Below are 20,738 nucleotides of genomic sequence, written 5' to 3'. Positions count from 1 at the left end.
GTCGTCAGAACTCGTTGCCCCAGCAGTACCGCGCCAGGGTCTCCACCAGGACCAGCTTCCTGCGCTGCTCCTCGGCGCTCAGCAGCGGCCGGCTCGCCACGTCCGCGAAGCCCCGGGACGGTGATACGGCGGCGTCCTCCAGGTCCTTGAACTCGCCCACGGCGTCGATGCGGGCCATCACCGTGTCGATGTCCTCCAGCTCGGGCACGGTCGCGTCGACCACGCCCAGGCACACGTCCCGGTCCTTGGGCAGTGCCCTGACCAGGTCGAGTTCGGCCGGGGTGCCCTGGTCGAAGGGCAGGATCCAGCGGTCGGCCGGGACCTCGGCGTACAGGTGCTCGGCCGCCGCCCGGTCCACCGAGGCGGGGGCGACCCACCCGGGGCAGACGCCGATACGTACGCCCTCGGGGCGCTCGTTAAGCCGTACCGCCAACGCCTCGACGGCGAGCGCGTCCTCGAAGGACAGCGCGCCCGGCTCGGCCGGGTCCGTGGCCAACTGGCCCAGCAGAAGCGGGTTGTTGAGCTGGATCAGGCGAACGCCCTTCGACACCAGCAGCTCGATCTCCGCCCGGATGATCTCCGCGAGGGCCTCGCCCAGTTCACGCGCGGAGGGGACGCCGAAGCCGGGCCGGAAGGTGGTGGCGGCGAGGTACGCCGGGGAGGGCAGGGACGCTTTCGGGGCGATCAGCGTCAGCTCGGTGAGCCTCGCGGCCCAGTCGGCGAGCAGCGGGCCGTTGGCCTTGGGGAGGGACTCGGCGACCCAGCGGGTGAGGCCGTCGGCGTCGGTCTCCTCCGTAGGGCGGAAGGCCGGCACCGCGTCGAAGACCGCGCTGCGGAAGTCCTCGCGGGGGAAGTCGCCGTCGGTGACGACCGTGGTGCGCAGCTTGCGCTGGAAGGCGACCGCCTCCTTGACGGCCGTGTGCACGGCCTCGGCGTCGCCCGCCGCGCGGGCGGCGGTGAGTTCGGCGGGGCGGACCAGGCTGCCGTGGTGGTCGATGCGGTAGTTGAAGGTGTCTGCCATGGTTCACGCGTCCTTTCCGGCGGGCTTGCCCTCCCCCACTCTCGGCTTCGCTCGAGCGGGGGGACCCCCACCGCCCCAGGCGGCGAACTCCAGCTCGTAGCCGAGGGATTGGAGGACTTCTTCGGCGATCTGCTGGTCCTCGTCGGCGGTGCCGCCGGCGATGCCGAGGCCGCCGATGATCTCGCCGTCCTTCTTGATGGTGACGCTGCCCTCGGTCGCCATGATCGGCATGGCCGCGCCGGGCAGTTGGGAGAGCTGGGAGAAGAACACCGGCTGGCTCTCCTGCCACTTCTTCAGCATCTTGCCGGGGCGCTGCATGATCGCCGCGGTGTAGGCCTTGGCGCGGGCGATGTCCGGGGTGAGCGGGCGGGCTCCGTCGGGGCGGCGGATGGCGATGGGAAATCCGCCTGCGTCCACGACGGCGACGCTCACGGCCTTGCCGATCGCCTGGGCGCGCTTGTGGGCGGCGTCGATGATCTCCTCGGCGGCGTCCAGGGTCAGGCTGCTCATGCTGCTTCCTTCGGTGCGGGGCTCATGCGGCTTCCTTCGGTGCGGGGCTCATGCTGCTTCCTTCGGTGCGGGGCTCATGCTGCTTCCTTCGGTGCGGGGCTCATGCGGCTTCCTTGGGGGCGGTGAGGGTGCGGCGCAGGCGGGCGACGGCCGCGTTGTACTTCCGGGGCGTCTCCCAGTACATGGAGTGCGGGGCGCCCTCGACGATCTCCAGGTGGGAGCCGGGCAGCAGTTCGTGGGCGCGGGTGACGGTCTTCACGCTGAGGACCGCGTCCTTCTCGCCGGCCAGGAAGGCGACCTGGACGCCCGAGTGCCGGATGTCGTCCAGGGAGGGGCCGTTGGTGTCGAGGTTGCGCAGGTCCTGCATCCTGGCGACGTTGAAGGTGCCCATCTGCTGGAACAGGAAGGTCAGGTCGGCACGCTCCTGCTGGAACCGCTTGGTCAGCAGACGGTCGATGACGGGCAGCTTGACGGCCTCGGCCCGGTCGGCGGCGGCCAGCTCCTTCAGTTCGGGATGGCTGATGCCGCCGAGGGAGTGGCCGAGGACGACCGAGCCGACGCGTTCGGGGCGCAGCAGGCCGGCGCGCAGGGCGGCGACCGAGCCGATGGACTGGCCGACCAGCATGACGTCGGTCAGGTCCTCCTGGTCGAGGACGGCGACCACGTCACCGGGGAAGTCCTGGCCGTCGAACTCGGGCTTCGACGAGTGCGGAGAGATGGGGGCGTCGGACTTGCCGAAGCCGCGCAGGTCGATCGTGACGATCGTGAACTCGTCGCGCAGCGCGGCCACTTGCTGCCACCAGGCGGCGTGGTGGCCGCCGCTGCCGTGCACGAACAGGATCGCCGGGCCGCTGCCGTGGCGCTCGTAGTAGATGGCGGTGCCGTCGGAGTCGGCAATGGGCATGAGGATGAACTCCTGTACGCGACGGGTCAGTTGGGGCGCTTGCCGTGCCAGACCAGCTCGATCATGGTGTGGTCGGGGTCGTGGATGTAGCAGAACTTCGACTGGTTCTCGGGGCGCTGGATCGGGCGGGTGTGCCGGATGCCCAGCTCCTTGAGGTGCTCCAGGAAGTCGTCCCAGTCGTCGACCTCCACGGCGAAGTGGTAGGGCGCCATGCGCTCCATCTCCTCGACCGGCGTGAAGTGCAGGTCGAAGTTGCCGCGCGTCATCAGCACCACACGGGTGTTGGACTTGGGCATGATCCGCTTCATCCCGAAGACCTTGGTGTACCACTCGGCGGTCCGGTCGGGGTCGGTGGTCGGGAAGTTGACGTGGTGGATGTAGCGCGGTTCCTTGCTCATACTCGATTCCCTTCGAGTTGTACGGAGTTGGACAGCACACCGATGCCGCTGATCTCGACGTCCACGGTGTCGCCCGGCTCGATCCGGCAGGTCGACTCGGCGCCCATCCACAGCACGTCGCCCGGATGCATGGTGATGTGCCTGGTGATCTCGACGATGTAGTCGAAGGGATCGAAGACCATGTCGCCGGTGGGGAAGGAGGCCAGCTCCTCGCCGTTGACCCTCAGGGTCGTCGTCTGGGCCAGCGCATCGACGTCCGTCTCGATCCAGGGCCCCATCGGCTTGAAGGTGTCGCTGTTCTTGCTGCGCCAGAACGTGCGGTCCTGGTGCTGCCAGGTGCGGGCGCTGACGTCGTTGCCGATGGTCCAGCCGAACACGGACGTGCGGGCCTCCTCGCGGGTGGCGTGCCGGATGGTCCGGCCGATGACGGCGACCAGTTCGGGTTCGGCCTCGAACCGGCCCTCGACCTCGACCGGTTTGACGATCGGCGAACCGTGCCCGGTCAGCGCGTTGTTGGCCCGGTAGCCGACCTCGGGCCGGTCCGGAGTCTGCGCACCCGCATGGGCGATGTGCCGGGGGTAGTTCATGCCGACCGCGTAGAAGACGGGGGGCACGACCGGCGGCAACCATGTGGCTGTCGCGCGCGGGACCGTGCCGATGACCTCCGGGCCGCTCTTCAGAGGGGAGCCGGACAGCAGCTCGATGTCCTCCTCCCCCACCCGGCCCCACACCGCCCGGCCGCCGACCGAGACGCGCGTGTACCTCATGGCACCAGCAGGTGGGAGACGCGCTTGGTGATCAGGTAGGCGTCCAGGGCCTCGGGCCCGCCTTCGCGGCCGTACCCGCTGTCCTTCACCCCGCCCGACGGCGCCTCGTGGACCGATCCGCCGCAGTGGTTGATCGAGAGGATGCCGGCCTCCAGCTCGCCGGAGAGCCGCTCGGCCGTCGCCGCGGACTGTGTGAAGCCGTACGCGGCCAGGCCGTACGGCAGCCCGTTCGCGGTCGCGAGTGCCTCGTCGAGGCCGGTGAAGGGGACGATCGGTGCGAGCGGTCCGAAGGGCTCCTCGTGCATCAGCTCCGCGTCCGCCGGTACGTCGGTGAGGACGGTCGGCGCGAAGAAGTACCCGGCGCGGTCGAGGCGTTCGCCCCCGGTCAGGACCTTGGCGCCCCGTGCGACGGCGTCGGCGGTCAGGCGCTCCATCGACTTGAGCCGGCGCTCGTTGGCGAGGGGCCCCATCTTCGTGCCCTCCGCCAGCCCGTCCCCGACGACCACGGCCTCGGCGGCCCGCACGAACTCGGCGGTGAAGTCCTCGACCAGGCTCTCGTGGACCAGGAAGCGGCTCGGCGAGGTGCACACCTGACCGGCGTTGGCGAACTTGGCCTGCGCGGCCTTGCGGGCGGCCGTCACGGGGTCGGCGTCGGCGCACACGATCACCGGGGCGTGGCCGCCCAGCTCCATCAGGGAGGGCTTCATGACCTTGCCGGCCTCGGCGGCGAGGAGCTTGCCGACGGGGACCGAGCCGGTGAAGGCGATGAGGCGGGTGATCGGGGAGGCGATGAGGTGGGCGGAGACCTCGGCGGGCTCGCCGAAGACGAGGTTGAGGACACCGGCCGGCAGGCCCGCGTCCGCGTAGCACCGGACCAGGGCGGCGGCGGTGGCCGGGGTCTCCTCCGAGCCCTTGATGACGAGGGAACAGCCGGCCGACAGCGCCGAGGAGATCTTCCGGTTGGGCCCGCCCACCGGGAAGTTCCACGGGACGAAGGCGGCTACGGGACCGATCGGCTCACGCCGCACGGTCAGCACGGTGCCGGGCTCCGAGGGGATGATGCGGCCGTAGGCGCGGCGGGCGTCGTCGGCGTGCCAGCGCAGGGTCTCGGCGGTGCGGCGGGCCTCGCCGGTCGACTCGGCCAGGGGCTTGCCCTGCTCCAGGGTCATGACGCGGCCGATCCCGGCGGCGCGCTCGCCGATCAGGTCGGCGGCGGCGTGCAGGATCGCGGTGCGCCGGGCGACGGGCGTCCCGCGCCAGACGCGGAAGCCTTCTTCGGCGGCCGTGAGCGCCCGGTCCAGGTCGGCGGTCGTGGCCAGCGGTACCTCTCCGATCACCTCCTCGGTGGCCGGGTTCACGATCGGGGCGGCGGTGCCGGTGCCGCCCTGGCACCACTCGCCCGCTATGTACATGCGGACGGCGGGGTAGCCGTGGTCGGTGGTCATGGGTGGGTGCCTCTCAGGCTGGCTCTCAGGCTGGGGTGGTGGTTCAGGAGGCGGGGGCGTCCTGGTCGCGGTTGGTGCGCAGGGCCCAGATGTGGTGCGGCGGGGTGGTTTCGTGGACGCGGGTCTCGTAGCTGTCGTCGACCCGGTCCATGTCGGCGGCGTACTCGACCCGGCCGCCGCACGGGGCGTGCAGGAAGCGGAAGACGTTCGAGCCGATGGTGTGGCGGCCGAGCCTGCGGGCCTCCCGCCAGCCGCGCTCGATCATGTGGTTGCCGCCTTCGATGACGTCGTCGAAGCCGGGGACCTCGTAGGCGATGTGGTTGATCCCGGCCCGGTCGGGGCGGTGGCACAGCAGCATGGTGTGCTGGTCGTCGTCGCCCGGGGCCTGCATGAAGACGCCCATCGGCTCGACCACGTCGGTGGGCCGGAACCCGAGCCGCCCGGTGTAGAAGGCGACCGCGTCCTCCTTGCCCGGCTTGGGGATGTTGAGGGCCACGTGGCACATGCGCAACGGGCGGGCCCGCTCGATCGGTTCCAGGGCGGTGTTCCAGCGGTTGACGTCGCCCAGTGCGTTGGCGGGCCGCGGGACGACGGGTGCGGCCTTGGGGCGGGCCAGGGCCAGGCCGACGCCGAAACCGGTCTCGTCCACGGTGTGGTGGACGCCGTCGGCGCTCTCGCGGACCTCGCGGTCCTTGCCGGCCGCGGCCACCAGGCGCTGCAACTCCTCGGCGGTGTCGACCCCCCACACGACCTCACGCAGGGTGGGCCCCTCCTCCACCGCGGGCGGCAGCAGCGGTGCGGGGCGGGTGTCGAGCTGGAGGGTCTGGCCGGTGAGCGTCTCGAACACCGCGTGCTCGTCGGTCCGCTCCAGCAGGAACAGCCCGAAGTCGTCGAAGAACCGGACGCATTCGTCGAGGTCGTCGATGCCGTAGGTGACCGATTCGATTCTCTGGATTCCCATGGATTCCTCGTTTCCGGGGCGCCTCGTGAGCGTAGGTTTCGGGGCCCGAAAGCCTCAACGGCCCGAGCTCTACGAGGTACGCAATCGTTTCTTGCGCGGTTACGGCCGGATCGCGGGGATGGGATTCTGCGAGAACCACTCGGCGAGGAAGTCCAGGAACACGCTCACCTTGCGCGGGGTGTCCTGCCCGGGGCCGTAGATCGCGTACAGGGGGCGGTCGGGGACGGCCAGGTCGGGGAGCAGGACCTGGAGGGCGCCGGAGACCAGGTCGTCGTAGACCGGGCGCTGCGGGAGCAGGGCGATGCCGCGGCCGTGGACGGCCGCCTTCTGCAGGGCGATGTAGGAGTTGGACGAGAAGGCGATGTTGCGGATCTTGTGCAGCGTGCTCGCGTGTCCGTGGCCGATGCGCCAGACCGGGTCGTTCACGTGCACCAGGCAGTCGTGGGTGGCGAGGTCGTTCGGGTGGGCGAGGGCGCCGAAGCGGTCGATGTACGACTTCGACGCGCACAGGACGAACGGCAGCGAGGAGATCTTCTTCAGGCGGACGCTGGAGTCCCTGAGGTCCCTGGTGTGGAAGGCGACGTCGAAACCGCTGTCCAGGAAGTCGTACGTCCGGTCGGACATGCCGCCGAGTTCGAAGCGGACCTGGATTTTCGGATGCGCGGCGGAAAACGCGGCGATGGCGTCGCCGAGATCCAGGCTGCCTATCCATTTGGGACAGATGATGCTCAGCGTGCCTTCGGCGCGGTCGTGGAGCTGGGCTATGCCGGCGTCCTCGGCCTCGATCTCGTCGAGAATGCGGGCGGCGAATTCCGCGTACCGCTGACCCGGTTCGGTGAGACTGACGGACCGGGCCGTGCGATTGACCAGGCGGACGCCCACCTGTCGTTCCAGTTCGGCGACGTGCCGTGACACCAGCGAGCCGGAGGAACCCAGCTTCTTGGCGGCCCCGCTGAAACTGCCGACCTGCGCGACGGTGACAAAGCTGTGCATGAGGAGCAAGCGATCCATGTTTTCCTCCGGGGGCTCCCGCCCGCTCACGCGAATACCGGGAGCGGGGGGTGCAAATGCGGCTCGGACACGGTGAGGCAGGCACCGCTTCCCGGTGGGGCCCGCTACTTGGGGCAGTACTGGGGTGCTTCGCTCACGTTGTCCTTGTCGACCAAGACAAGAGGAATGTTGGCAATCTTGTCAACACCTTCCTTCTTGTCCAGGAGGCCGATCGCGTTCTTCACCGCGGTCTGGCCGATGGCCATGGCCGAGTTGGCGACGGTCGCGGACAGCTGCCCGCTCTTCACCGCGGCGATGCCGTCCTCGGTGCCGTTGGCGGAGACGATCTTGACGTCCTTGGCGCCGGCCGCGTCGAAGGCCTTGCGGACGGCGAAGGCCATCTCCTCGTTGGCGACGAAGGCGTAGTCCAGGTCGGGCTGGGCCTGGATCATGTTCTCGGCGACGTCCTGCGCCTTGGCCGGGTTGAACATGCCCGGCTGGTTGGCCACGACCTTCGCGTTCGCGGGCAGCGCGTCCTTGAAGCCGCCCACCATCAGGTCGGAGGCGGCGCCGGGGGCGCCCGCGACGATGCCGACCTTCACGGCCTTGCCGGCGGCGTCCTTCTCGATCCAGCTCGCGTCCAGCGCGCCCAACTTCTTCAGGTCGACCTTGGCGACGCCCAGCACGTCCGACATGTCGGAGGTGGCCACAGAGGTGAGGTAGATCGGGATGCCCGCGCTCTTGGCCTTGGCTATGTCGCCTTCCAGGGCGTCGACGTTGACGGTCTGGACGATCAGGGCGTCCACGTTGCGGGCGATCATGTCCTCGATGTTGGACAGTTCCGTACCGGCGTCCTGCTTGGAGTTGGCGGAGTAGACCGTGGCCTTCTCCGCCTTGCCCGTCTCCTCGACGGACTTGAGCAGACACTGGTGGAAGTGCGTGTTGGCGCCGTTGACGAACCCGAGGGTGACCGAGCCGTCGACGTCGCCCCCGGCGCCGGACTCGGAGCCGCATGCGGAGAGCACCAGGGCGGCGACGCCGGCGAACGAGGCCGCGGTGTGGCGGCGGGACCGGGTGGTGGGCTTCATGGGGTTGGCCTTTCCTGCATCTTCGAAGAGAAGGTTGTGGAGTGTGGGGGCGCACCGGGGGCTGCGGAAGAGGGGGACGGGCTCGTCGCGCGGCGCTAGTGACCTGGCGCGGACTTGCGCTGGAACTCGTTGACGATCGCCGCGACGAGCAGCACCCCGCCGGTCACGACGTACTGGTAGTAGCTGTTGACCTGGAGCAGGTTCAGCGCGTTGGCGACGACACCGAGCAGGACCACGCCGAGGACGGTGCCGACGACGGTGCCGTGGCCGCCGGCCAGCGAGGTGCCGCCGATGACCACCGCGGCGACGGCCGTCAACTGGAGCTGGAGACCGCCCGTGTTGGGGGCGGCGGCGCCGAGCCGGGACAGCAGCATCAGTCCGGCCAGACCGGCGAGGCCGCCGGCGAGGGCGTACAGGGCGAGTTTGCGGCCGGAGACGTTGATGCCGCTGAGGCGGGCCACGTGCTCGTTGCCGCCCATCGCGAAGGCGTCCCGGCCGAAGGTGGTGAACCGCATGGCCAGCCCGATCGCCGCGAGCACGAGGATCGCGAGGACGCACAGGTAGGGAATGCCGAGCACCTTGTCGTTGCCGAGGGCCCACATCCGCTGGCCGATGGTGATCGACTCGCCGTTGAGGACGAGCAGGGCGACACCGTCGAGGAGCATCGCGGAGGCGAGGGTGGCGACGAACGGGGCGACCCTGGTGAAGGTCACGACCAGGCCGTTGACCAGGCCTGTCAGGGTGGCGAGCAGGAGCGTGACGACCACGGTCACGGCGGTGGGCCGGCCGTCGTGCAGCAGAGTCGCGCCCACCGACACGGTGACGGCCGCGTTGCTGCCCATGGAGAAGTCCATGCCGCCCGCGGTCATCAGCAGGGTCAGCCCGGCCGCGATCACGGCGGTCACGCTGATCTGCCGCAGCACGTTGAGCAGGTTCTGCGAGCTGGTGAAGGAGTCCGCCTGGAGGGCGGTGAACAGCGCCACCAGGACGAGGACCACGATCAGGCCACCGTGCGGAATGCGCAGCAGAGCCTGGGGCGTCAGCCGGGACGCGGTGCGCTGCGGCGGGCCGGCCGCGACGTCCGGGGCGGCGGAGGGGGTCTTGAGGCTCACTGCGGCTGACCTCCGAGTGCGGTGGCGACGAGCTCGTCGCGGGTGATGGCGGTGATGTCGTGTTCGGCGACCGTGCGGCCGGCGCTGACGACCACGACACGGTCGGCGAGGCGCATGACCTCCTCGGCGGAGGAGGAGGCGAGCAGCACGGCCACGCCGCGCGAGGCGAGCTCGTCGACCAGTGTGTGGATGTCGGCCATGGCGGCGACGTCGACACCGTTGGTGGGGTCTTCGAGGAAGCAGGCGACCGGTTCGGTCTCCAGCCACTTGCCCAGCAGGACCTTCTGCTGGTTGCCGCCGGACAGCGCTCCCACCGGCGGGTTGCCGGCAAGGGCGACCACCCCGTAGCTGCTGCGCAACGGGGCCGCACGGCGGGCGAGTTCGCTGCGGCGGTGCAGCCTGCGGCGGGCGAAGCGGTCACCGGCCAGCATCAGGTTCTCGTCCAGGGTCATCCCCTGGACCAGGCCGAGAGTGCGGCGGTCGCCGGTGACGCAGCGCAGCCCGCTGGCGAGCGAGGCGGGGACCCTGCCGAACGGCACGGCCCTCCCGTCGACCCACATCTCCCCCACGTCCGGGCGCTGCCGTCCGGACAGCAGGTCGAACAGCCGTGACTGGGCGTCTCCGGCGGGCCCGAGGACGGCGACGATCTCGCCCTTGCGCACCTCGACCGTGAAGTCCCGGACGGCCCGGCCGTGGCTCAGGCCGCGCACGACGAGGCCGCTGTCGTCCTTCGGGGCGGGGCGCTCGGGGCGCTGCGAGACGACATCCCGGCCGACCATGCTGCGCACCAGAGAGGCGGGGTCCATCTCCGCGGCCGGGGCGCTGGTCACCACGGCGCCGTCGCGCAGGACGGTGAGGCGGTCGGCCACGGCCATGACCTCGTCGATGTAGTGCGAGATGTAGACCACGGCGACGCCGTCGTCCCGCAGCGTCCGCACCAGCGAGCGGATCCGGTCCGCGTCCTTGGCGCTCAGACAGGCGGTCGGCTCGTCGAGGATCAGGATCCGGCCACCGCGGCGGACCTCGCGGGCCACCTCGACCATGGTCTGTTCGGCGACGGTGAGGGTGCCGGCGACGCGCTCCACGTCGATGTCGATGCCGAGGCCGGTCAGTGCCTCGCGGGCCCCCTGTCCGACGGCCTTCCAGCGCACGGTACGGCCCCGGGTGGGCAGGTCGCCGAGCATGACGTTCTCGGCGACGGTCAGCCCCATGGCCAGCTCACGGCGCTGCGGAACGCAGGCGATGCCGAGCCTGCGCGCCTTGCGCACGGTCAGCCCGGAGTGCGCCTGCCCGGCCACCTCGACGGTGCCGCCGTCGGCCTGGTGCGCGCCGGAAAGGACCTGCACCAGGGTCGACTTGCCGGCTCCGTTCATGCCCATCAGCGCGTGGATCTCACCCGGGTACAGGTCGAGATCGACGCCTTTGAGGGCGGCGGCCCCGCCGAAGGTCTTGGTGACGCCTCGGACCCGGACCACGGCCCCGGGAGCCCGGTCGGAACGGGCTGTCACGGCCGCGGCCCGTCGCCGTCGGGGACGACCCGCCCGTAGCCGCGGACGTCCGGGAACGGGGGCTCCTTGTCCGCCTGCAGGTCCACCTGGAAGGTGTTCAGGCACATGCCGAGCATGGTGAAGTTGCCGAGCGCGCCGATGGTGTCGACCAGGCCCTTGGAGCCGAAGTGCTCCAAGGCGCGGGCGAAGGTCTCGTCGGTGACGAAGTGCTCGTCGAGGATCTCCCGGCAGAACTGGTAGAACGCCTGGTCCGCCTCGTTGTCGAAGACCGCCTCGCGCTTCTCGGCCACGGCCTTGACGGCGGCCTCCGGGACACCGGCCTCGATCGCCTGGTGGACGTGCGCGTTCCAGGAGTACTGCGCGTCCCAGTTGCGGGCGGCCATCAGCAGCGAGAGCTCGCGCAGGTGCTTGGGGAGGCTGCAGTCGAAGCGGGCGAAGGCGCCGAGGGACTCCGCGCGCTCGCACATCTCCGGGCTGTGCAGCCAGACCCGGAACGGGCCGCGCACGGCACCGCGGCGGCCGGCGATGCGGGCGGCCAACTCCTGCTGGCGCGGACCCATTTCCTCTTCGCTGAGAACGGGGAGCCTCATCTGGCCGATACCTGCCTTTTCTTTCCGGCGCGTTTCCGGCACGGATCCGAAATCCGTGCGGTGCGAGCCGACGGTACAGCCGGGCCGGAAAAGCTCACCCCTCCCGGAATGCAAGGTAAAACTGCACGCTGGAGGGCACCCATTCACGCGGGCGCGACCTAACGTCGTTCGACGCAACAGCGTGAAGTGGAGAGGAACCCCGGATGACCACCATCATCAAGGTCGCGTCGGTGCCGCTGCTCGACCGAGGCGGAGCCGTGGTGACCACGCCGCTGATCACCACGCCCTCGGCGGGCGGGGAGAACCGGATCACCAGCGGGATGAGCGTGTACCCGGTCGGCTCGGGGGCGCCGTTGCACTCGCACAACTGCGACGAGCACGTGACGGTCCTGGACGGCGAGGCGGAGGTGTGGGTCGACGGCGAGGTGACCAAGCTGGAGCGGTTCGACACCACCTACATCCCGTCGCCGATCCCGCACCTCTTCCGCAACATCGGGAACACCCCGCTGCGCATTCTGTGGGTGTACTCCTCGGGCCATGTGACACGGACGTTCACCGAGACCGGAAAGACGGTGGAACACCTGTCCGCCGAGGACCAGATGGGCTGAGAAACCTCGGGGTTCAGGCCCCCGAGGTCGCGGCGACCGCCTCCACGACGACGTCGGCGACCCGTGCGGACTGTTCGACCAGGACGGCGTGTCCCGCGTCGGGCACCGTGACCATGTGGATGCGGGGGCAGGCCTCCAGCTCCAGCCGCTCACCGTCCGTCAGACCGATCTCGTCGTGGTCGCCCCGGACCACCCAGGCGGTGGCGCCGGAGTCGCACAGTCGCGCGACCAGAGACGGGTGCAGGTCGAGGTACTCGTAGTAGCGTCGCACGATCCGCCGGCACGTCTCCGGGTCGTTGTGGCCCATGTCCGCCGCCAGCGCCTCCGCGCGCCCCGGCGGCAGTTCGTGTTTCATCGCTCGGGGCAGCAGCTTGAGCATCGTGGCCCAGGCGGCGGTGGAGAGCACCGGCACCCGTCCGACGGTGTTCATCACGCCCAGGAACTTCGCCTCGTCCCCGCGCGAGAACGTCGGCGACAACAGGACCAGCGGCCCCGGGAACAGGCCGGCAGCCGCCATCTCGATCGCCACGTTCGCCCCGAGGCTGTGGCCCACCACCACGTCGCAGCCGGATTCGGCCGCGAGCCCGGCCATCAGCCTGGCGTAGTTGGCCAGGGTGACGTCCTCGGGTGCCGAGGTCCCTCCGAACCCCGGCATCGTCGCCGCCACCATTCCCAGCCCCTCCACCGCCGGTTCGGCCATCACGTCCGCGTAGAACTCGGTCGTGCACAGACCGCCCGGAATCATCAGCGCCCGGTGTGGGGCCTCGGCCGGCCCCGCGCGGCGGACATCCCAGCTCTCGCTCATACTCCGAGCGTGACGCCGGACGCCGGCGCCCGCATCCCGGGCGGTGGGCCGGCGTCCGTCCTCGCTCCCTCGGGCGCGGGTCCGCTCCCGTCAGTGGGCGCTGATCAGATCCTTCTCGGCGCTGTTCTTCGGCGTCTGCCCGGCGCCGCGTATCGCGGCGATGCCGATGAAGACCATGGACGACAGTCCGGCGAGGGCGAAGGCGGTGAAGCCCCAGTCGCCGTTGCCCGCGGCGAGGAGCTGGCCGCCGAGCCACGGGCCGAAGACGGCACCGAAGCGGCCCATGCCGGAGGTCCAGCCGACGGCGGTGGCACGGTTGTCCGCGTGGGAGCGGATGGAGACCGTCGCGTAGATCATCGTCTGGGCGCTGTTGAGGAAGACGCCGGTGAAGAAGACGACGATCATCGTCACGCTCATCGGCATGTGAACGCTGAGCAGGAAGACGCCCACGGCGGTCAGCGCGAACCAGATCGCCGAGATGCGCGGGGCGCCGAAGCGGTCCGCGGCCCGGCCGGCGGCCAGCATGCCCACGATGCCGCCGAGGTTGAAGACGACCACCAAGGACAGGGCGGAGCCCAGTTCGTAGCCCTCGGCGCGCATCAGGGTGGGCAGCCAGGTGGCGACGCCGTAGACCAGCAGCAGACCGCCGAAGGAGGCGAGCCAGTACAGCAGGGTCTGGACCCACTCGCCGCCGCGGAACAGGTTCACCAGGTTCGTCCAGCGGTCGGCCGCACCCGGCTGGTCGGACTTGGCGGCGGGCAGCTCGACGTCGTAGCGGGCGGCCAGCTCACGGGCTTCCTCGGTACGGCCCTTTGCGACCAGGAAGCTCAGCGACTCGGGCAGGAACTTGGCGAGCACCGGGGCGAAGAGCAGCGGCAGCACGCAGACCCAGAACGCGGCCCGCCAGCCGACCGGGTCCACCAGCCACTTGGCCACGTAGGCGGAGAGGATGCCGCCCGCGTGGTGCGCGGTCATCAGCAGGCCGATGATGATGGCGCCGCGCCCGCGCGGGGCGTAGTCGGAGACCATGCTGATCGCGGTGGGCAGCAGACCGCCGAGGCCGACGCCCGCCAGGGTCCGGCCGAGGCCGAAGACCGCAACACTGTCCGCCATCGCGCATACGCCCGAGGCCAGTGAGAACAGGACGACGCAGGACACCATCAGCTTCTTGCGCCCGATCCGGTCGGCGATCGTACCGGCGGTCAGGGCGCCGACCAGCATGCCGAAGGTGGCGTAGCTGCCGAGGTCGCCGGCCTGGTCCGGGGTGAGGCCGAAGGTCTTCGTCTCCAGCAGGTGCGGCAGCACCGAGCCGTAGATGAACATGTCCAGACCGTCGAAGAGGACGGCCAGCCAGCACAGGCCGACGACCAGAAGGGCCAGTCTGCTGCCGCGGGCGGACAGCGCGGGGGAGGAGGACATCGTTGTTTTCCTCTCGTCCAGGGGACGTCCCTGGAGGGGATCAAATGAGGCGGGTCCACGCGGCTCGAGCGGCTGACCCGGTGTGCGCTAGACGCTAAGGATCCGTTCCAATGGTGTCAACGTTTTTGTCAACAATCTCATCAACGATCGACGATCCTCAGGGAACTGACGGGCGGGGCACGGAAAGGGGTGGGCGCGCACGGCAGTGTGCGCACCCACCCCCCTGGTACGACCCCTCGTTACGCGACCGGCGGCGTGCCGTGCGTGTGGAAGGACTCGATGGTCTTCAGGCCCCAGGCCTGCCCCTTCTTCCGCTCCTCCTCGGTCCAGGTGATCAGCGGCCAGTCGGGCGCCAGCACCAGCCGGGTGAGCGGGTTGCACAGCTCGATCCGGTTGCCGCCGGGCTCGTAGACGTACAGGAAGAACGTCTGCTGGATGGCGTGCTTGTGCGGGCCCGTCTCGATGAACACGCCCTTGTCGATCGCGAGATCGGCCGCGCGCAGGATGTCCTCGCGGGTGTCGGTCGCGAACGCGATGTGGTGCAGCCGTCCGGCCGAGCCGGTCCAGTCCGAGGTGTAGACGACGTCGTACGACTTGTTCGTGTACGTCAGCCAGCGCGCCGCGATCCTGCCCGTGTCGAGCCGGATCTGCTCGGTGGGCCGGGCGCCGAGGACGTGTTGCTGGAACTCGGCGTTGGCGCGCACGTCGGCGGCGAGGAAGTTGATGTGGTCCAGGCGCCGCACGCCCACGCCCCGGTTGGGCTTGGCCTGCGGCTGGTTCTTCAGCGCCGGCTTCAGCTCGTCGGGGGCCCGGTAGTGCTCGCTCTCCCAGTACAGGGCGTGCTCGTGGCCGTCCGGGTCGGTGGTGACGTAGAGCTTGCCGAGGCCGGGCTCGTCCTCGACCCAGCGTCCGGTGCCACCCGTCTCCTCGATCACCTGGACACGGCGCTGGAGGGCCTCCTCACTGGAGGTGCGCAGGGCGAGCCGGCCGAGGCCGGGCTGCTCGCGGGCGGTGAGGACCAGACTGTGGTGCTCGTAGTCGTCGAAGGTCCGCAGGTAAACCGTGTCGCCGTCCTGCCCGTTGACGGTCATCCCGAGGTAGTCGGTGAAGAAGGCGACACTGGCGTCCAGGTCCGGGGTGAACAGCTGGGCATGACCGATGTGCGCGATGTCGCCGAGCGGCGGAGTCATCGTCGACCTCCTTGGGCGTGCGGGGGAATCGGTGCCGTCTCGGCGGACCTGGGGAACACGGTGCCGTCGAAGATCTTGCGGGCCGTGCGGACCACGGCGGTACGGCGGGCGGCGGGCAGGCCGTCGGGGGTGGTTCCGAGGCTACTTTCGATGTCCAGGAACCCCGTGGGATGTTCTATGCGAATTCGGTCACTGTCGGCGCCAGGTGCACCGAGCTCGGCGAGGTCCGCCCCCACGCCGCCTTCGATCCGCAGGCCGGCGGCCACACTGGCCGCGCCGAGCACCCCGATCGACGTGTGGCAGCGCACCGGAATGAAGGTGCGGGTGGTGACGGCGCCGCCCTCGCGAGGCGGGGCGAGCAGCGTGAGCTTGGGCACCGTGGCGCTCGAGATGTCGCCGAGGCCCATCAGGCGGCCCGCCTTCAGGCGGATCGCATGGAGCCGGTCGGTCAGCTCCTCGTCGGCCTCCAGCTCGGCGGGCGACTCGTAGCCGGTGACCTTGAGCGAGGCGGCCTCGATGAGGACCGTCGGCATGCCGTTGTCCACGCAGGTCACCGGCACGCCGTCGAGTTCGTCGCGGATGTTGCCGGTGGGCAGCAGCGGGTTCGCGCTCGGCGGGAACTCGATCACGACCGGTGCGGCCGTCCCCGGCACGCCCGAGATCTCGGCGTCGCCCGCGTAGTCCACCCGGCCGCCGGGGGTCGGGAAGGTCGCCGTCGCGTGGTCGCCGGTGTTGACCATGCGGACACGGACGGAGGTCTCCTCCTCCCCCGCCGGGACCAGCCCTCGTTCGACGGCGAACGGTCCGATGCCGGCGAGGATGTTCCCGCAGTTCTGACGGTCACTCACCTCCGGCTTGTCGACGCCGACTTGGAGAAACAGGTAGTCGACGTCGGCCTGCGGGTCGGCGGAGGGCGAGACCACGGCCACCTTGCTGGTGACCGGGTGCGCCCCGCCCAGGCCGTCGATCTGCCGCTCGTCCGGGCTGCCCATGATCCGCAGCAACAGCTCGTCACGCAGGGCCGGTTCGGCGGGAAGGTCGTCGGCGAGGAAGTAGGCGGCCTTGGAGGTGCCGCCACGCATCAGCATGCAGGGCACCTCCTCGGGCACGCGGGTCACGACCCCTCCCCCTCGTACTCCTCGTACGTCTTGTACTCGACGCCCAGCCTCTTCAGCGTCTCCCGCAACCCGTAGCGGTCCAGGCCGAGTTCGCCGTCGATGAAGGCGGCGCGGGCCCCCGCCTCCTTGGCCTCGCGGGCCTCGGACGCCTCAACCGTGGCGCGCACGCGCTCGCGGGGGACGACGACCACGCCGTCGTCGTCGGCGAGGATCACGTCGCCGGCCCGGATGACCTGGCTGTCGACGGCGACCGGCACGTTGACCGAGCCGCCGGTGGCCTTGACCGTGCCTTGCGCGCTGACGGCCCGGGACCAGGCCGGGAAGTCCATCTCACGCAGTTCTTCAGTGTCGCGGATACCGGCGTTGATGATCACGCCGCGCACGCCGCGCCGCTGGAGCGCGGTGGCGAACAGCTCGCCGAACATGCCGTCGGTGGACGGGGAGGTGGTGGTGACGACCAGGATGTCGCCCTCGCCGCACTGCTCCACGGCAGCGTGGATCATGAGGTTGTCGCCGGGCCAGCTGAGCACGGTGACCGCGGTGCCCGCGACCCGTACGCCCTGCTGGATGGGGCGGATCTCCGGCCCGAGCAGACCGGTGCGGCCCATGGCCTCGCTGACCGTGGCCACGCCGTACTGCGCGAGGGCGTCGACGTCCTTGGCGTCGGCCTTCGGCGGGTTGGTGACGATCACGCCGCTCATGCCAGCTCCTTCGCGATCTGCGGGTACGGGCGCATGTACGCCTCGGCCATGGTCTTGTGCGCGAGGCCCAGGTTCGGGCCGGCGTTGCGCTTGAGCTGCACGCCCCGGCGGACGGCGAGGTCGGTGTAGTAGTCCCACAGGTGTTGCTGGGCGCCCAGGCACTCCATGGCCTTGCGCTTGGTCTCCCACACCTCGGTGATGTCGAGCAGGACCTCGGGCTTGAAACCGCTCATCTCGGGCTGGTGCGGCTCGAAGAAGAAGACCGGCGGGGCGCCGATGATCTCGCCGGGCCCGGGATAACCGATGGCCTGGGCGAGGACCCGGGCCTCCAGGGCCATGCGGTTGGCGGCCGGGTGGTCGCCGTTGTACGGGTCCTCGGTCGGGTGGGTGAGCACGACGTCGGGCTGGGTGTCGCGGTAGACCTCGACGAGCCGGTCGGTGAGCTCGGGGGTGACGAGCAGCGGGTAGTCGCCGGCGTCGAAGAAGCGGACCTTGGCGCCGAGGGTGGCGGCGGCGCGCTCGGCCTCGTCGCGGCGTATCGCCTTGATCTCCTCGAGCTTCCTGCCCTCGCGCCAGGCCTTGGCGGACTCCCCCCGCTCACCGAAGGTCAGGCAGGCGATGGTGATCTGCTCGCCGCGGGAGGCGGCCAGGGCGATGGCTCCGCCCGCCCGCCACACGAAGTCCCCGGCGTGCGCGGTGATGACGAGTGTCGATCGTGGGACGGCGGGCGCGCCTGGGTGCGTCATTGCTCAAATCTCCTTGGAGTGGACAGGTGTGCGCCCGCCTCGCACGGCTCAGTCGCGCAGCGCCTCGATCACGCTGGTGAGGTGGGCGCGGACGGCCGTCTCGGCCGCCTGCGGGTCCCTGGCCCTGATCGCCTCGATCATCGCCAGATGCTCATTCAGGGACTGCTGTGGACGCCCCGGCCTCAGCGCCAACTGGAAACGGTGGCGCACCAGTTGGGCGTTGAGCCGTTCCAGGAGTTCCAGGGCGGTCTGCTGCCCCGAGAACTCCCGGATCCTGGTGTGCAGTTCGTGGTTGAGGTCGGAGTAGGTCACGGGCTCGCCGTCGGCCACGGCCTTGGTCATCGCCGTGCCCAGGTCCGTCAGTTCGGCCAGCTGCTCGTCGCTGGCCGCGACGGCCGCCTTGGCCGCGCACAGTCCTTCGAGGACCATGCGGCATTCGGTGATGGCGACCGCTTCCTCCACGGTCACCACCCGCACCCGCGAGCCGCGGTTGCGGATCCGCTCGACGAGTCCCTGGGACTCCAGATCGATCAGTGCCGCACGGATGCTGGCCCGTGTCACACCGAACTGCTCGGCGAGCTCGTTCTCCACCAGCCGCTGCGCCGGTGCCATGTCGCCGTGCAGGATCGCCTGCCGCAGCTGCGCGAACGCGTGCTGTTTGGCCTGCTCTCCGGTGCTCGGACGGGCTTCTTTCGGCATCGTTGCCCTCCCTGAGTGAGTGCCTGTCGAACCTAAATCTAGCCAAACAAGATTGTCAACAATTTTGTCCGCTGTATTGCGGGCATGGATCTTCCCAGGAATGTCCCACAGGGCACCCGGGGACCGATTCAGTGGGTGGCGCAGCCGAGCCAGTACCCGAAACCACGGCGGGTGTGGATGAGGGCGGGATCCTCCTGGTCCACCTTGCGCCGCAGCCGGGAGACGAGCTTCTCGATGGCCTGGTCGGCGCGGTACTCGCCCCAGACGTGCCGGCAGATCTGCTCCTTCGACAGCACATGCTCAGCGTTGGCCAGCAGATGGTGCAGGAGGCGGTACTCGGCGGGCGTGAGGTCGAGGGGGCGCGGCCCGCGGCTCGCCCGGCACGTGGCGTCGTCCAGGACCAGATCGCCGTAGCACGGCACGTCCGTGGGCGCCGCGGGGCGCCGGCCGCGCAGCAGGACGTGGACCCTGGCCAGCACCTCGGCGATCCGGACGGGCTTGGTGACGTAGTCCTCCCGCCCCGGACCCAGTTCGGGGACGAGGCGCTGCAAGGCGTCACAACTGGCCAGGAAGAGCAGTGGAGGGCGGTCCAGGGGGGCGCTCCGGCGACCCCGGGCGAGTTCCCTCAGATCGGGCAGACCGGTGTCCCACACCACGAGGTCGAACCGGTGCCGCACCAGGCGGGCCATGCCCTCGGCGCCGGTGCCCGCGGTGCCGACCCGGTAGCCGGCCAACTCCAGTGTGGTGGAAAGCAGTTCGGTGTCGCCGGGATCGTCGACGACGACCAGGAGGTGCTGGCCGTTCCCGCGGGGAGGCCTTGGGCCGGGGTTCCCGTACATCCCGTACATGGCGAGACCATTCGTGTGGGGACTGCGCTTCACGGCGACGGCCCGGTCGATCAGGGGGCGGCGGGCGGGACGTCGAGCCGGTCCTCGGCGTGGGCCACGAAGTCGCCGACCATCCGGCGGAAGAGCGCGGCGAGGTGCTCGAGGTCCTCCTCGGACCAGTCCGCCAGGGCCATCTCCATCCCCCGGCGGCTCACATCCCGTATGCGCTCGACCGACGCCAGGCCGAGGTCCGTGATCTGGATGCGCTGAGCGCGCCGGTCGTCGGGGTCGGCGACCCGGATCACGTACCCGCCCTGCTCCAGCTGCCGTAGCTGCCGGGTGACATGGGACGCCTCCACCGACAGCCGGACCGCCAGCACCCCGGGGCGCAGCGGCTCGCTCTCCGCGACGTGCCGCAGGATGGCCACGGCGGCCCGGTCCAGCGCCAGCCCGGCCACGGCCATCAGGCGCTCGTGCTGTCGGGCGCGGCCGGCCAGGTACGTGACGCGAGTGAGGATTTGTTCGATCTCGGCGACGTTCACGGAGACGGGCGCTGCGGCGGGCGACTGTGCGGGCATGCGATCACCTTAGAGGTAGTTGCCTGACTTAAGCAATGCAAGAAGGTTGCTTGACTTAAGTAACGCCCTTGTGCTTGCCTAAGTCAAGCAAGACGACCTCGGACCGGGGCCGCCCCGAGCGGAGGCGGCTCCTCTCGCGCCGAGCCTGTGGGGACAGGCGCGGCGTGGTCGCCGGGCCGGCAGGCGGAGCACTCCCCCATCCGCCGCCGGCCCGGCGACGCAAGCGGACCGCCGGTCGGATCACCGCCCTGCCCCGCCTGTCAGAGCTCGCACGAGCCCGGCAACACCCGTCACAGAGCCCCTCCAGAAAGAGAGCCCCTCCATGGCCACGATGAAGTCCGTCCTGACCGGCGCCGAGAACAAGATCGACGTGGTGGATGTCGAGCGCCCCGTGCCCGGCCCCAAGGACGCCCTGGTACGGATCCGGGCGTGCGGCATCTGCGGCACCGACACCTTCTTCCTCCACCTGGGCGGCATGCCGACCGGCGCGGACGGCTCGCGGCGCGCCATTCCGCTGGGCCACGAGCCGGCGGGCGAGGTCGTCGAGGTGGGCGCCGAGGTCACCGACCTCAAGGTGGGCGACCGCGTGGTCGTCAACCCGCAGGACGCCCCGAGCGGCATCATCGGCTGCGGCGGCGAGCGCGGCGGCATGGACGAGTACCTGCTCATCGAGAACGCCGAGGTCGGCAAGAGCGTCGCGGTCTTCCCCGACCACGTGCCCTTCGCCGTCGCCGCCCTCAACGAGCCGATGGC

At 70.3% G+C, this 20,738-nt stretch carries 23 protein-coding genes; 2 read left to right on the top strand and 21 right to left on the bottom strand.

The features are described 5' to 3' along the window. Positions 1 to 4: 4 nt before the first annotated feature. The 12 genes from ADK57_RS43330 to ADK57_RS43275 all read right to left on the bottom strand — a co-directional run bounded on the left by ADK57_RS43330 (position 5) and on the right by ADK57_RS43275 (position 11,264). Positions 5 to 1,021, bottom strand: a complete 1,017-nt coding sequence (locus ADK57_RS43330) for a methionine synthase II (cobalamin-independent)-like protein (protein ID WP_053755272.1) — start codon at positions 1,019 to 1,021, stop codon at positions 5 to 7. A 3-nt stretch (positions 1,022 to 1,024) separates the two neighbouring features. Continuing rightward, positions 1,025 to 1,531 (bottom strand): GlcG/HbpS family heme-binding protein, encoded by a 507-nt coding sequence (locus ADK57_RS43325; RefSeq protein ID WP_053755271.1) that lies wholly within the window; start codon positions 1,529 to 1,531, stop codon positions 1,025 to 1,027. A 100-nt stretch (positions 1,532 to 1,631) separates the two neighbouring features. Further along, the gene (locus tag ADK57_RS43320; protein ID WP_053755270.1) at positions 1,632 to 2,435 is read right to left on the bottom strand and encodes an alpha/beta fold hydrolase; all 804 of its coding nucleotides are present in this window, start codon (positions 2,433 to 2,435) and stop codon (positions 1,632 to 1,634) included. A 26-nt stretch (positions 2,436 to 2,461) separates the two neighbouring features. Beyond that, positions 2,462 to 2,833, bottom strand: coding sequence for a VOC family protein (locus ADK57_RS43315; RefSeq protein ID WP_053755269.1), 372 nt, complete (start codon positions 2,831 to 2,833; stop codon positions 2,462 to 2,464). Then, positions 2,830 to 3,600, bottom strand: a complete 771-nt coding sequence (locus ADK57_RS43310; RefSeq protein WP_053755268.1) for a fumarylacetoacetate hydrolase family protein — start codon at positions 3,598 to 3,600, stop codon at positions 2,830 to 2,832. Before ADK57_RS43310 ends, ADK57_RS43315 begins: the two co-directional genes overlap by 4 nt. Next, positions 3,597 to 5,045, bottom strand: a complete 1,449-nt coding sequence (locus ADK57_RS43305) for an NAD-dependent succinate-semialdehyde dehydrogenase (RefSeq protein ID WP_053755267.1) — start codon at positions 5,043 to 5,045, stop codon at positions 3,597 to 3,599. Before ADK57_RS43305 ends, ADK57_RS43310 begins: the two co-directional genes overlap by 4 nt. Before the next feature lie 43 nt (positions 5,046 to 5,088). Next, positions 5,089 to 6,006, bottom strand: a complete 918-nt coding sequence (locus ADK57_RS43300) for a VOC family protein (protein ID WP_053755266.1) — start codon at positions 6,004 to 6,006, stop codon at positions 5,089 to 5,091. A gap of 99 nt (positions 6,007 to 6,105) precedes the next feature. Further along, positions 6,106 to 7,017, bottom strand: a complete 912-nt coding sequence (locus ADK57_RS43295) for a LysR family transcriptional regulator (protein WP_053755265.1) — start codon at positions 7,015 to 7,017, stop codon at positions 6,106 to 6,108. Between the two features lie 104 nt (positions 7,018 to 7,121). Then, positions 7,122 to 8,084 (bottom strand): sugar ABC transporter substrate-binding protein, encoded by a 963-nt coding sequence (locus ADK57_RS43290; RefSeq protein ID WP_053755264.1) that lies wholly within the window; start codon positions 8,082 to 8,084, stop codon positions 7,122 to 7,124. A gap of 95 nt (positions 8,085 to 8,179) precedes the next feature. Further along, the gene (locus tag ADK57_RS43285; RefSeq protein ID WP_053755263.1) at positions 8,180 to 9,196 is read right to left on the bottom strand and encodes an ABC transporter permease; all 1,017 of its coding nucleotides are present in this window, start codon (positions 9,194 to 9,196) and stop codon (positions 8,180 to 8,182) included. Next, positions 9,193 to 10,704, bottom strand: a complete 1,512-nt coding sequence (locus tag ADK57_RS43280) for a sugar ABC transporter ATP-binding protein (RefSeq protein ID WP_053755262.1) — start codon at positions 10,702 to 10,704, stop codon at positions 9,193 to 9,195. Before ADK57_RS43280 ends, ADK57_RS43285 begins: the two co-directional genes overlap by 4 nt. After that, on the bottom strand, positions 10,701 to 11,264 hold the full coding sequence (locus ADK57_RS43275) for a carboxymuconolactone decarboxylase family protein (RefSeq protein ID WP_078973661.1): 564 nt from the start codon (positions 11,262 to 11,264) through the stop codon (positions 10,701 to 10,703). Before ADK57_RS43275 ends, ADK57_RS43280 begins: the two co-directional genes overlap by 4 nt. A gap of 233 nt (positions 11,265 to 11,497) precedes the next feature. Between ADK57_RS43275 and ADK57_RS43270 the strand changes: the two genes are divergently transcribed. Then, the gene (locus ADK57_RS43270) at positions 11,498 to 11,902 is read left to right on the top strand and encodes a cupin domain-containing protein (RefSeq protein WP_053755260.1); all 405 of its coding nucleotides are present in this window, start codon (positions 11,498 to 11,500) and stop codon (positions 11,900 to 11,902) included. 13 nt (positions 11,903 to 11,915) lie between these two features. On the opposite strand, the gene ADK57_RS43265 is transcribed toward ADK57_RS43270, so the two are convergent. From ADK57_RS43265 to ADK57_RS43225, 9 genes are all read right to left on the bottom strand, one after another. Continuing rightward, complete coding sequence (locus tag ADK57_RS43265; RefSeq protein ID WP_053755259.1) at positions 11,916 to 12,707, bottom strand: alpha/beta fold hydrolase; 792 nt, start codon at positions 12,705 to 12,707, stop codon at positions 11,916 to 11,918. Between the two features lie 90 nt (positions 12,708 to 12,797). Continuing rightward, positions 12,798 to 14,126, bottom strand: a complete 1,329-nt coding sequence (locus ADK57_RS43260; RefSeq protein ID WP_053755258.1) for an MFS transporter — start codon at positions 14,124 to 14,126, stop codon at positions 12,798 to 12,800. A 239-nt stretch (positions 14,127 to 14,365) separates the two neighbouring features. Continuing rightward, positions 14,366 to 15,316, bottom strand: coding sequence for a catechol 2,3-dioxygenase (locus ADK57_RS43255; protein ID WP_053755257.1), 951 nt, complete (start codon positions 15,314 to 15,316; stop codon positions 14,366 to 14,368). After that, complete coding sequence (locus tag ADK57_RS43250; RefSeq protein ID WP_053755291.1) at positions 15,313 to 16,404, bottom strand: 4-oxalomesaconate tautomerase; 1,092 nt, start codon at positions 16,402 to 16,404, stop codon at positions 15,313 to 15,315. Before ADK57_RS43250 ends, ADK57_RS43255 begins: the two co-directional genes overlap by 4 nt. 26 nt (positions 16,405 to 16,430) lie before the next feature. Then, entirely contained in the window at positions 16,431 to 17,135 is a 705-nt protein-coding gene (locus ADK57_RS43245; protein ID WP_053755256.1) for a 4-carboxy-4-hydroxy-2-oxoadipate aldolase/oxaloacetate decarboxylase, read from the bottom strand. After that, a complete protein-coding gene (locus tag ADK57_RS43240) occupies positions 17,132 to 17,881 on the bottom strand; it encodes a PIG-L deacetylase family protein (RefSeq protein ID WP_053755255.1) in 750 nt (249 codons plus the stop codon). The genes ADK57_RS43245 and ADK57_RS43240 overlap by 4 nt, the downstream gene beginning before the upstream one ends. A gap of 48 nt (positions 17,882 to 17,929) precedes the next feature. Beyond that, complete coding sequence (locus tag ADK57_RS43235) at positions 17,930 to 18,580, bottom strand: GntR family transcriptional regulator (protein ID WP_053755254.1); 651 nt, start codon at positions 18,578 to 18,580, stop codon at positions 17,930 to 17,932. A gap of 128 nt (positions 18,581 to 18,708) precedes the next feature. After that, entirely contained in the window at positions 18,709 to 19,419 is a 711-nt protein-coding gene (locus tag ADK57_RS43230) for a response regulator transcription factor (RefSeq protein WP_053755290.1), read from the bottom strand. Between the two features lie 59 nt (positions 19,420 to 19,478). After that, the gene (locus ADK57_RS43225) at positions 19,479 to 19,985 is read right to left on the bottom strand and encodes a MarR family winged helix-turn-helix transcriptional regulator (RefSeq protein ID WP_053755253.1); all 507 of its coding nucleotides are present in this window, start codon (positions 19,983 to 19,985) and stop codon (positions 19,479 to 19,481) included. A 322-nt stretch (positions 19,986 to 20,307) separates the two neighbouring features. Between ADK57_RS43225 and ADK57_RS43220 the strand changes: the two genes are divergently transcribed. After that, the coding region (locus tag ADK57_RS43220; RefSeq protein ID WP_159050240.1) for an alcohol dehydrogenase catalytic domain-containing protein at positions 20,308 to 20,738 on the top strand (431 nt) is incomplete at its 3' end.

It is taken from the genome of Streptomyces sp. MMG1533, assembly GCF_001279775.1.
Lineage (GTDB): Bacteria > Actinomycetota > Actinomycetes > Streptomycetales > Streptomycetaceae > Streptomyces.
Note: the sequence above shows the minus strand (reverse complement) of the source record. Positions and strands in the feature narration are given on the sequence as shown.

Bases quoted from the DNA above. Each gene is read 5' to 3' on its own strand.
- ADK57_RS43330 (WP_053755272.1), bottom strand. From the start codon at position 1,021: ATGGCAGACACCTTCAACTACCGCATCGACCACCACGGCAGCCTGGTC.
- ADK57_RS43270 (WP_053755260.1), top strand. From the start codon at position 11,498: ATGACCACCATCATCAAGGTCGCGTCGGTGCCGCTGCTCGACCGAGGC.
- ADK57_RS43230 (WP_053755290.1), bottom strand. From the start codon at position 19,419: ATGTACGGGAACCCCGGCCCAAGGCCTCCCCGCGGGAACGGCCAGCAC.
- ADK57_RS43315 (WP_053755269.1), bottom strand. From the start codon at position 2,833: ATGAGCAAGGAACCGCGCTACATCCACCACGTCAACTTCCCGACCACC.
- ADK57_RS43235 (WP_053755254.1), bottom strand. From the start codon at position 18,580: ATGCCGAAAGAAGCCCGTCCGAGCACCGGAGAGCAGGCCAAACAGCAC.
- ADK57_RS43250 (WP_053755291.1), bottom strand. From the start codon at position 16,404: ATGCTGATGCGTGGCGGCACCTCCAAGGCCGCCTACTTCCTCGCCGAC.
- ADK57_RS43275 (WP_078973661.1), bottom strand. From the start codon at position 11,264: ATGGGTCCGCGCCAGCAGGAGTTGGCCGCCCGCATCGCCGGCCGCCGC.
- ADK57_RS43240 (WP_053755255.1), bottom strand. From the start codon at position 17,881: ATGACGCACCCAGGCGCGCCCGCCGTCCCACGATCGACACTCGTCATC.
- ADK57_RS43255 (WP_053755257.1), bottom strand. From the start codon at position 15,316: ATGACTCCGCCGCTCGGCGACATCGCGCACATCGGTCATGCCCAGCTG.
- ADK57_RS43260 (WP_053755258.1), bottom strand. From the start codon at position 14,126: ATGTCCTCCTCCCCCGCGCTGTCCGCCCGCGGCAGCAGACTGGCCCTT.
- ADK57_RS43305 (WP_053755267.1), bottom strand. From the start codon at position 5,045: ATGACCACCGACCACGGCTACCCCGCCGTCCGCATGTACATAGCGGGC.
- ADK57_RS43245 (WP_053755256.1), bottom strand. From the start codon at position 17,135: ATGAGCGGCGTGATCGTCACCAACCCGCCGAAGGCCGACGCCAAGGAC.
- ADK57_RS43325 (WP_053755271.1), bottom strand. From the start codon at position 1,531: ATGAGCAGCCTGACCCTGGACGCCGCCGAGGAGATCATCGACGCCGCC.
- ADK57_RS43320 (WP_053755270.1), bottom strand. From the start codon at position 2,435: ATGCCCATTGCCGACTCCGACGGCACCGCCATCTACTACGAGCGCCAC.
- ADK57_RS43225 (WP_053755253.1), bottom strand. From the start codon at position 19,985: ATGCCCGCACAGTCGCCCGCCGCAGCGCCCGTCTCCGTGAACGTCGCC.
- ADK57_RS43300 (WP_053755266.1), bottom strand. From the start codon at position 6,006: ATGGGAATCCAGAGAATCGAATCGGTCACCTACGGCATCGACGACCTC.
- ADK57_RS43310 (WP_053755268.1), bottom strand. From the start codon at position 3,600: ATGAGGTACACGCGCGTCTCGGTCGGCGGCCGGGCGGTGTGGGGCCGG.
- ADK57_RS43295 (WP_053755265.1), bottom strand. From the start codon at position 7,017: ATGGATCGCTTGCTCCTCATGCACAGCTTTGTCACCGTCGCGCAGGTC.
- ADK57_RS43265 (WP_053755259.1), bottom strand. From the start codon at position 12,707: ATGAGCGAGAGCTGGGATGTCCGCCGCGCGGGGCCGGCCGAGGCCCCA.
- ADK57_RS43290 (WP_053755264.1), bottom strand. From the start codon at position 8,084: ATGAAGCCCACCACCCGGTCCCGCCGCCACACCGCGGCCTCGTTCGCC.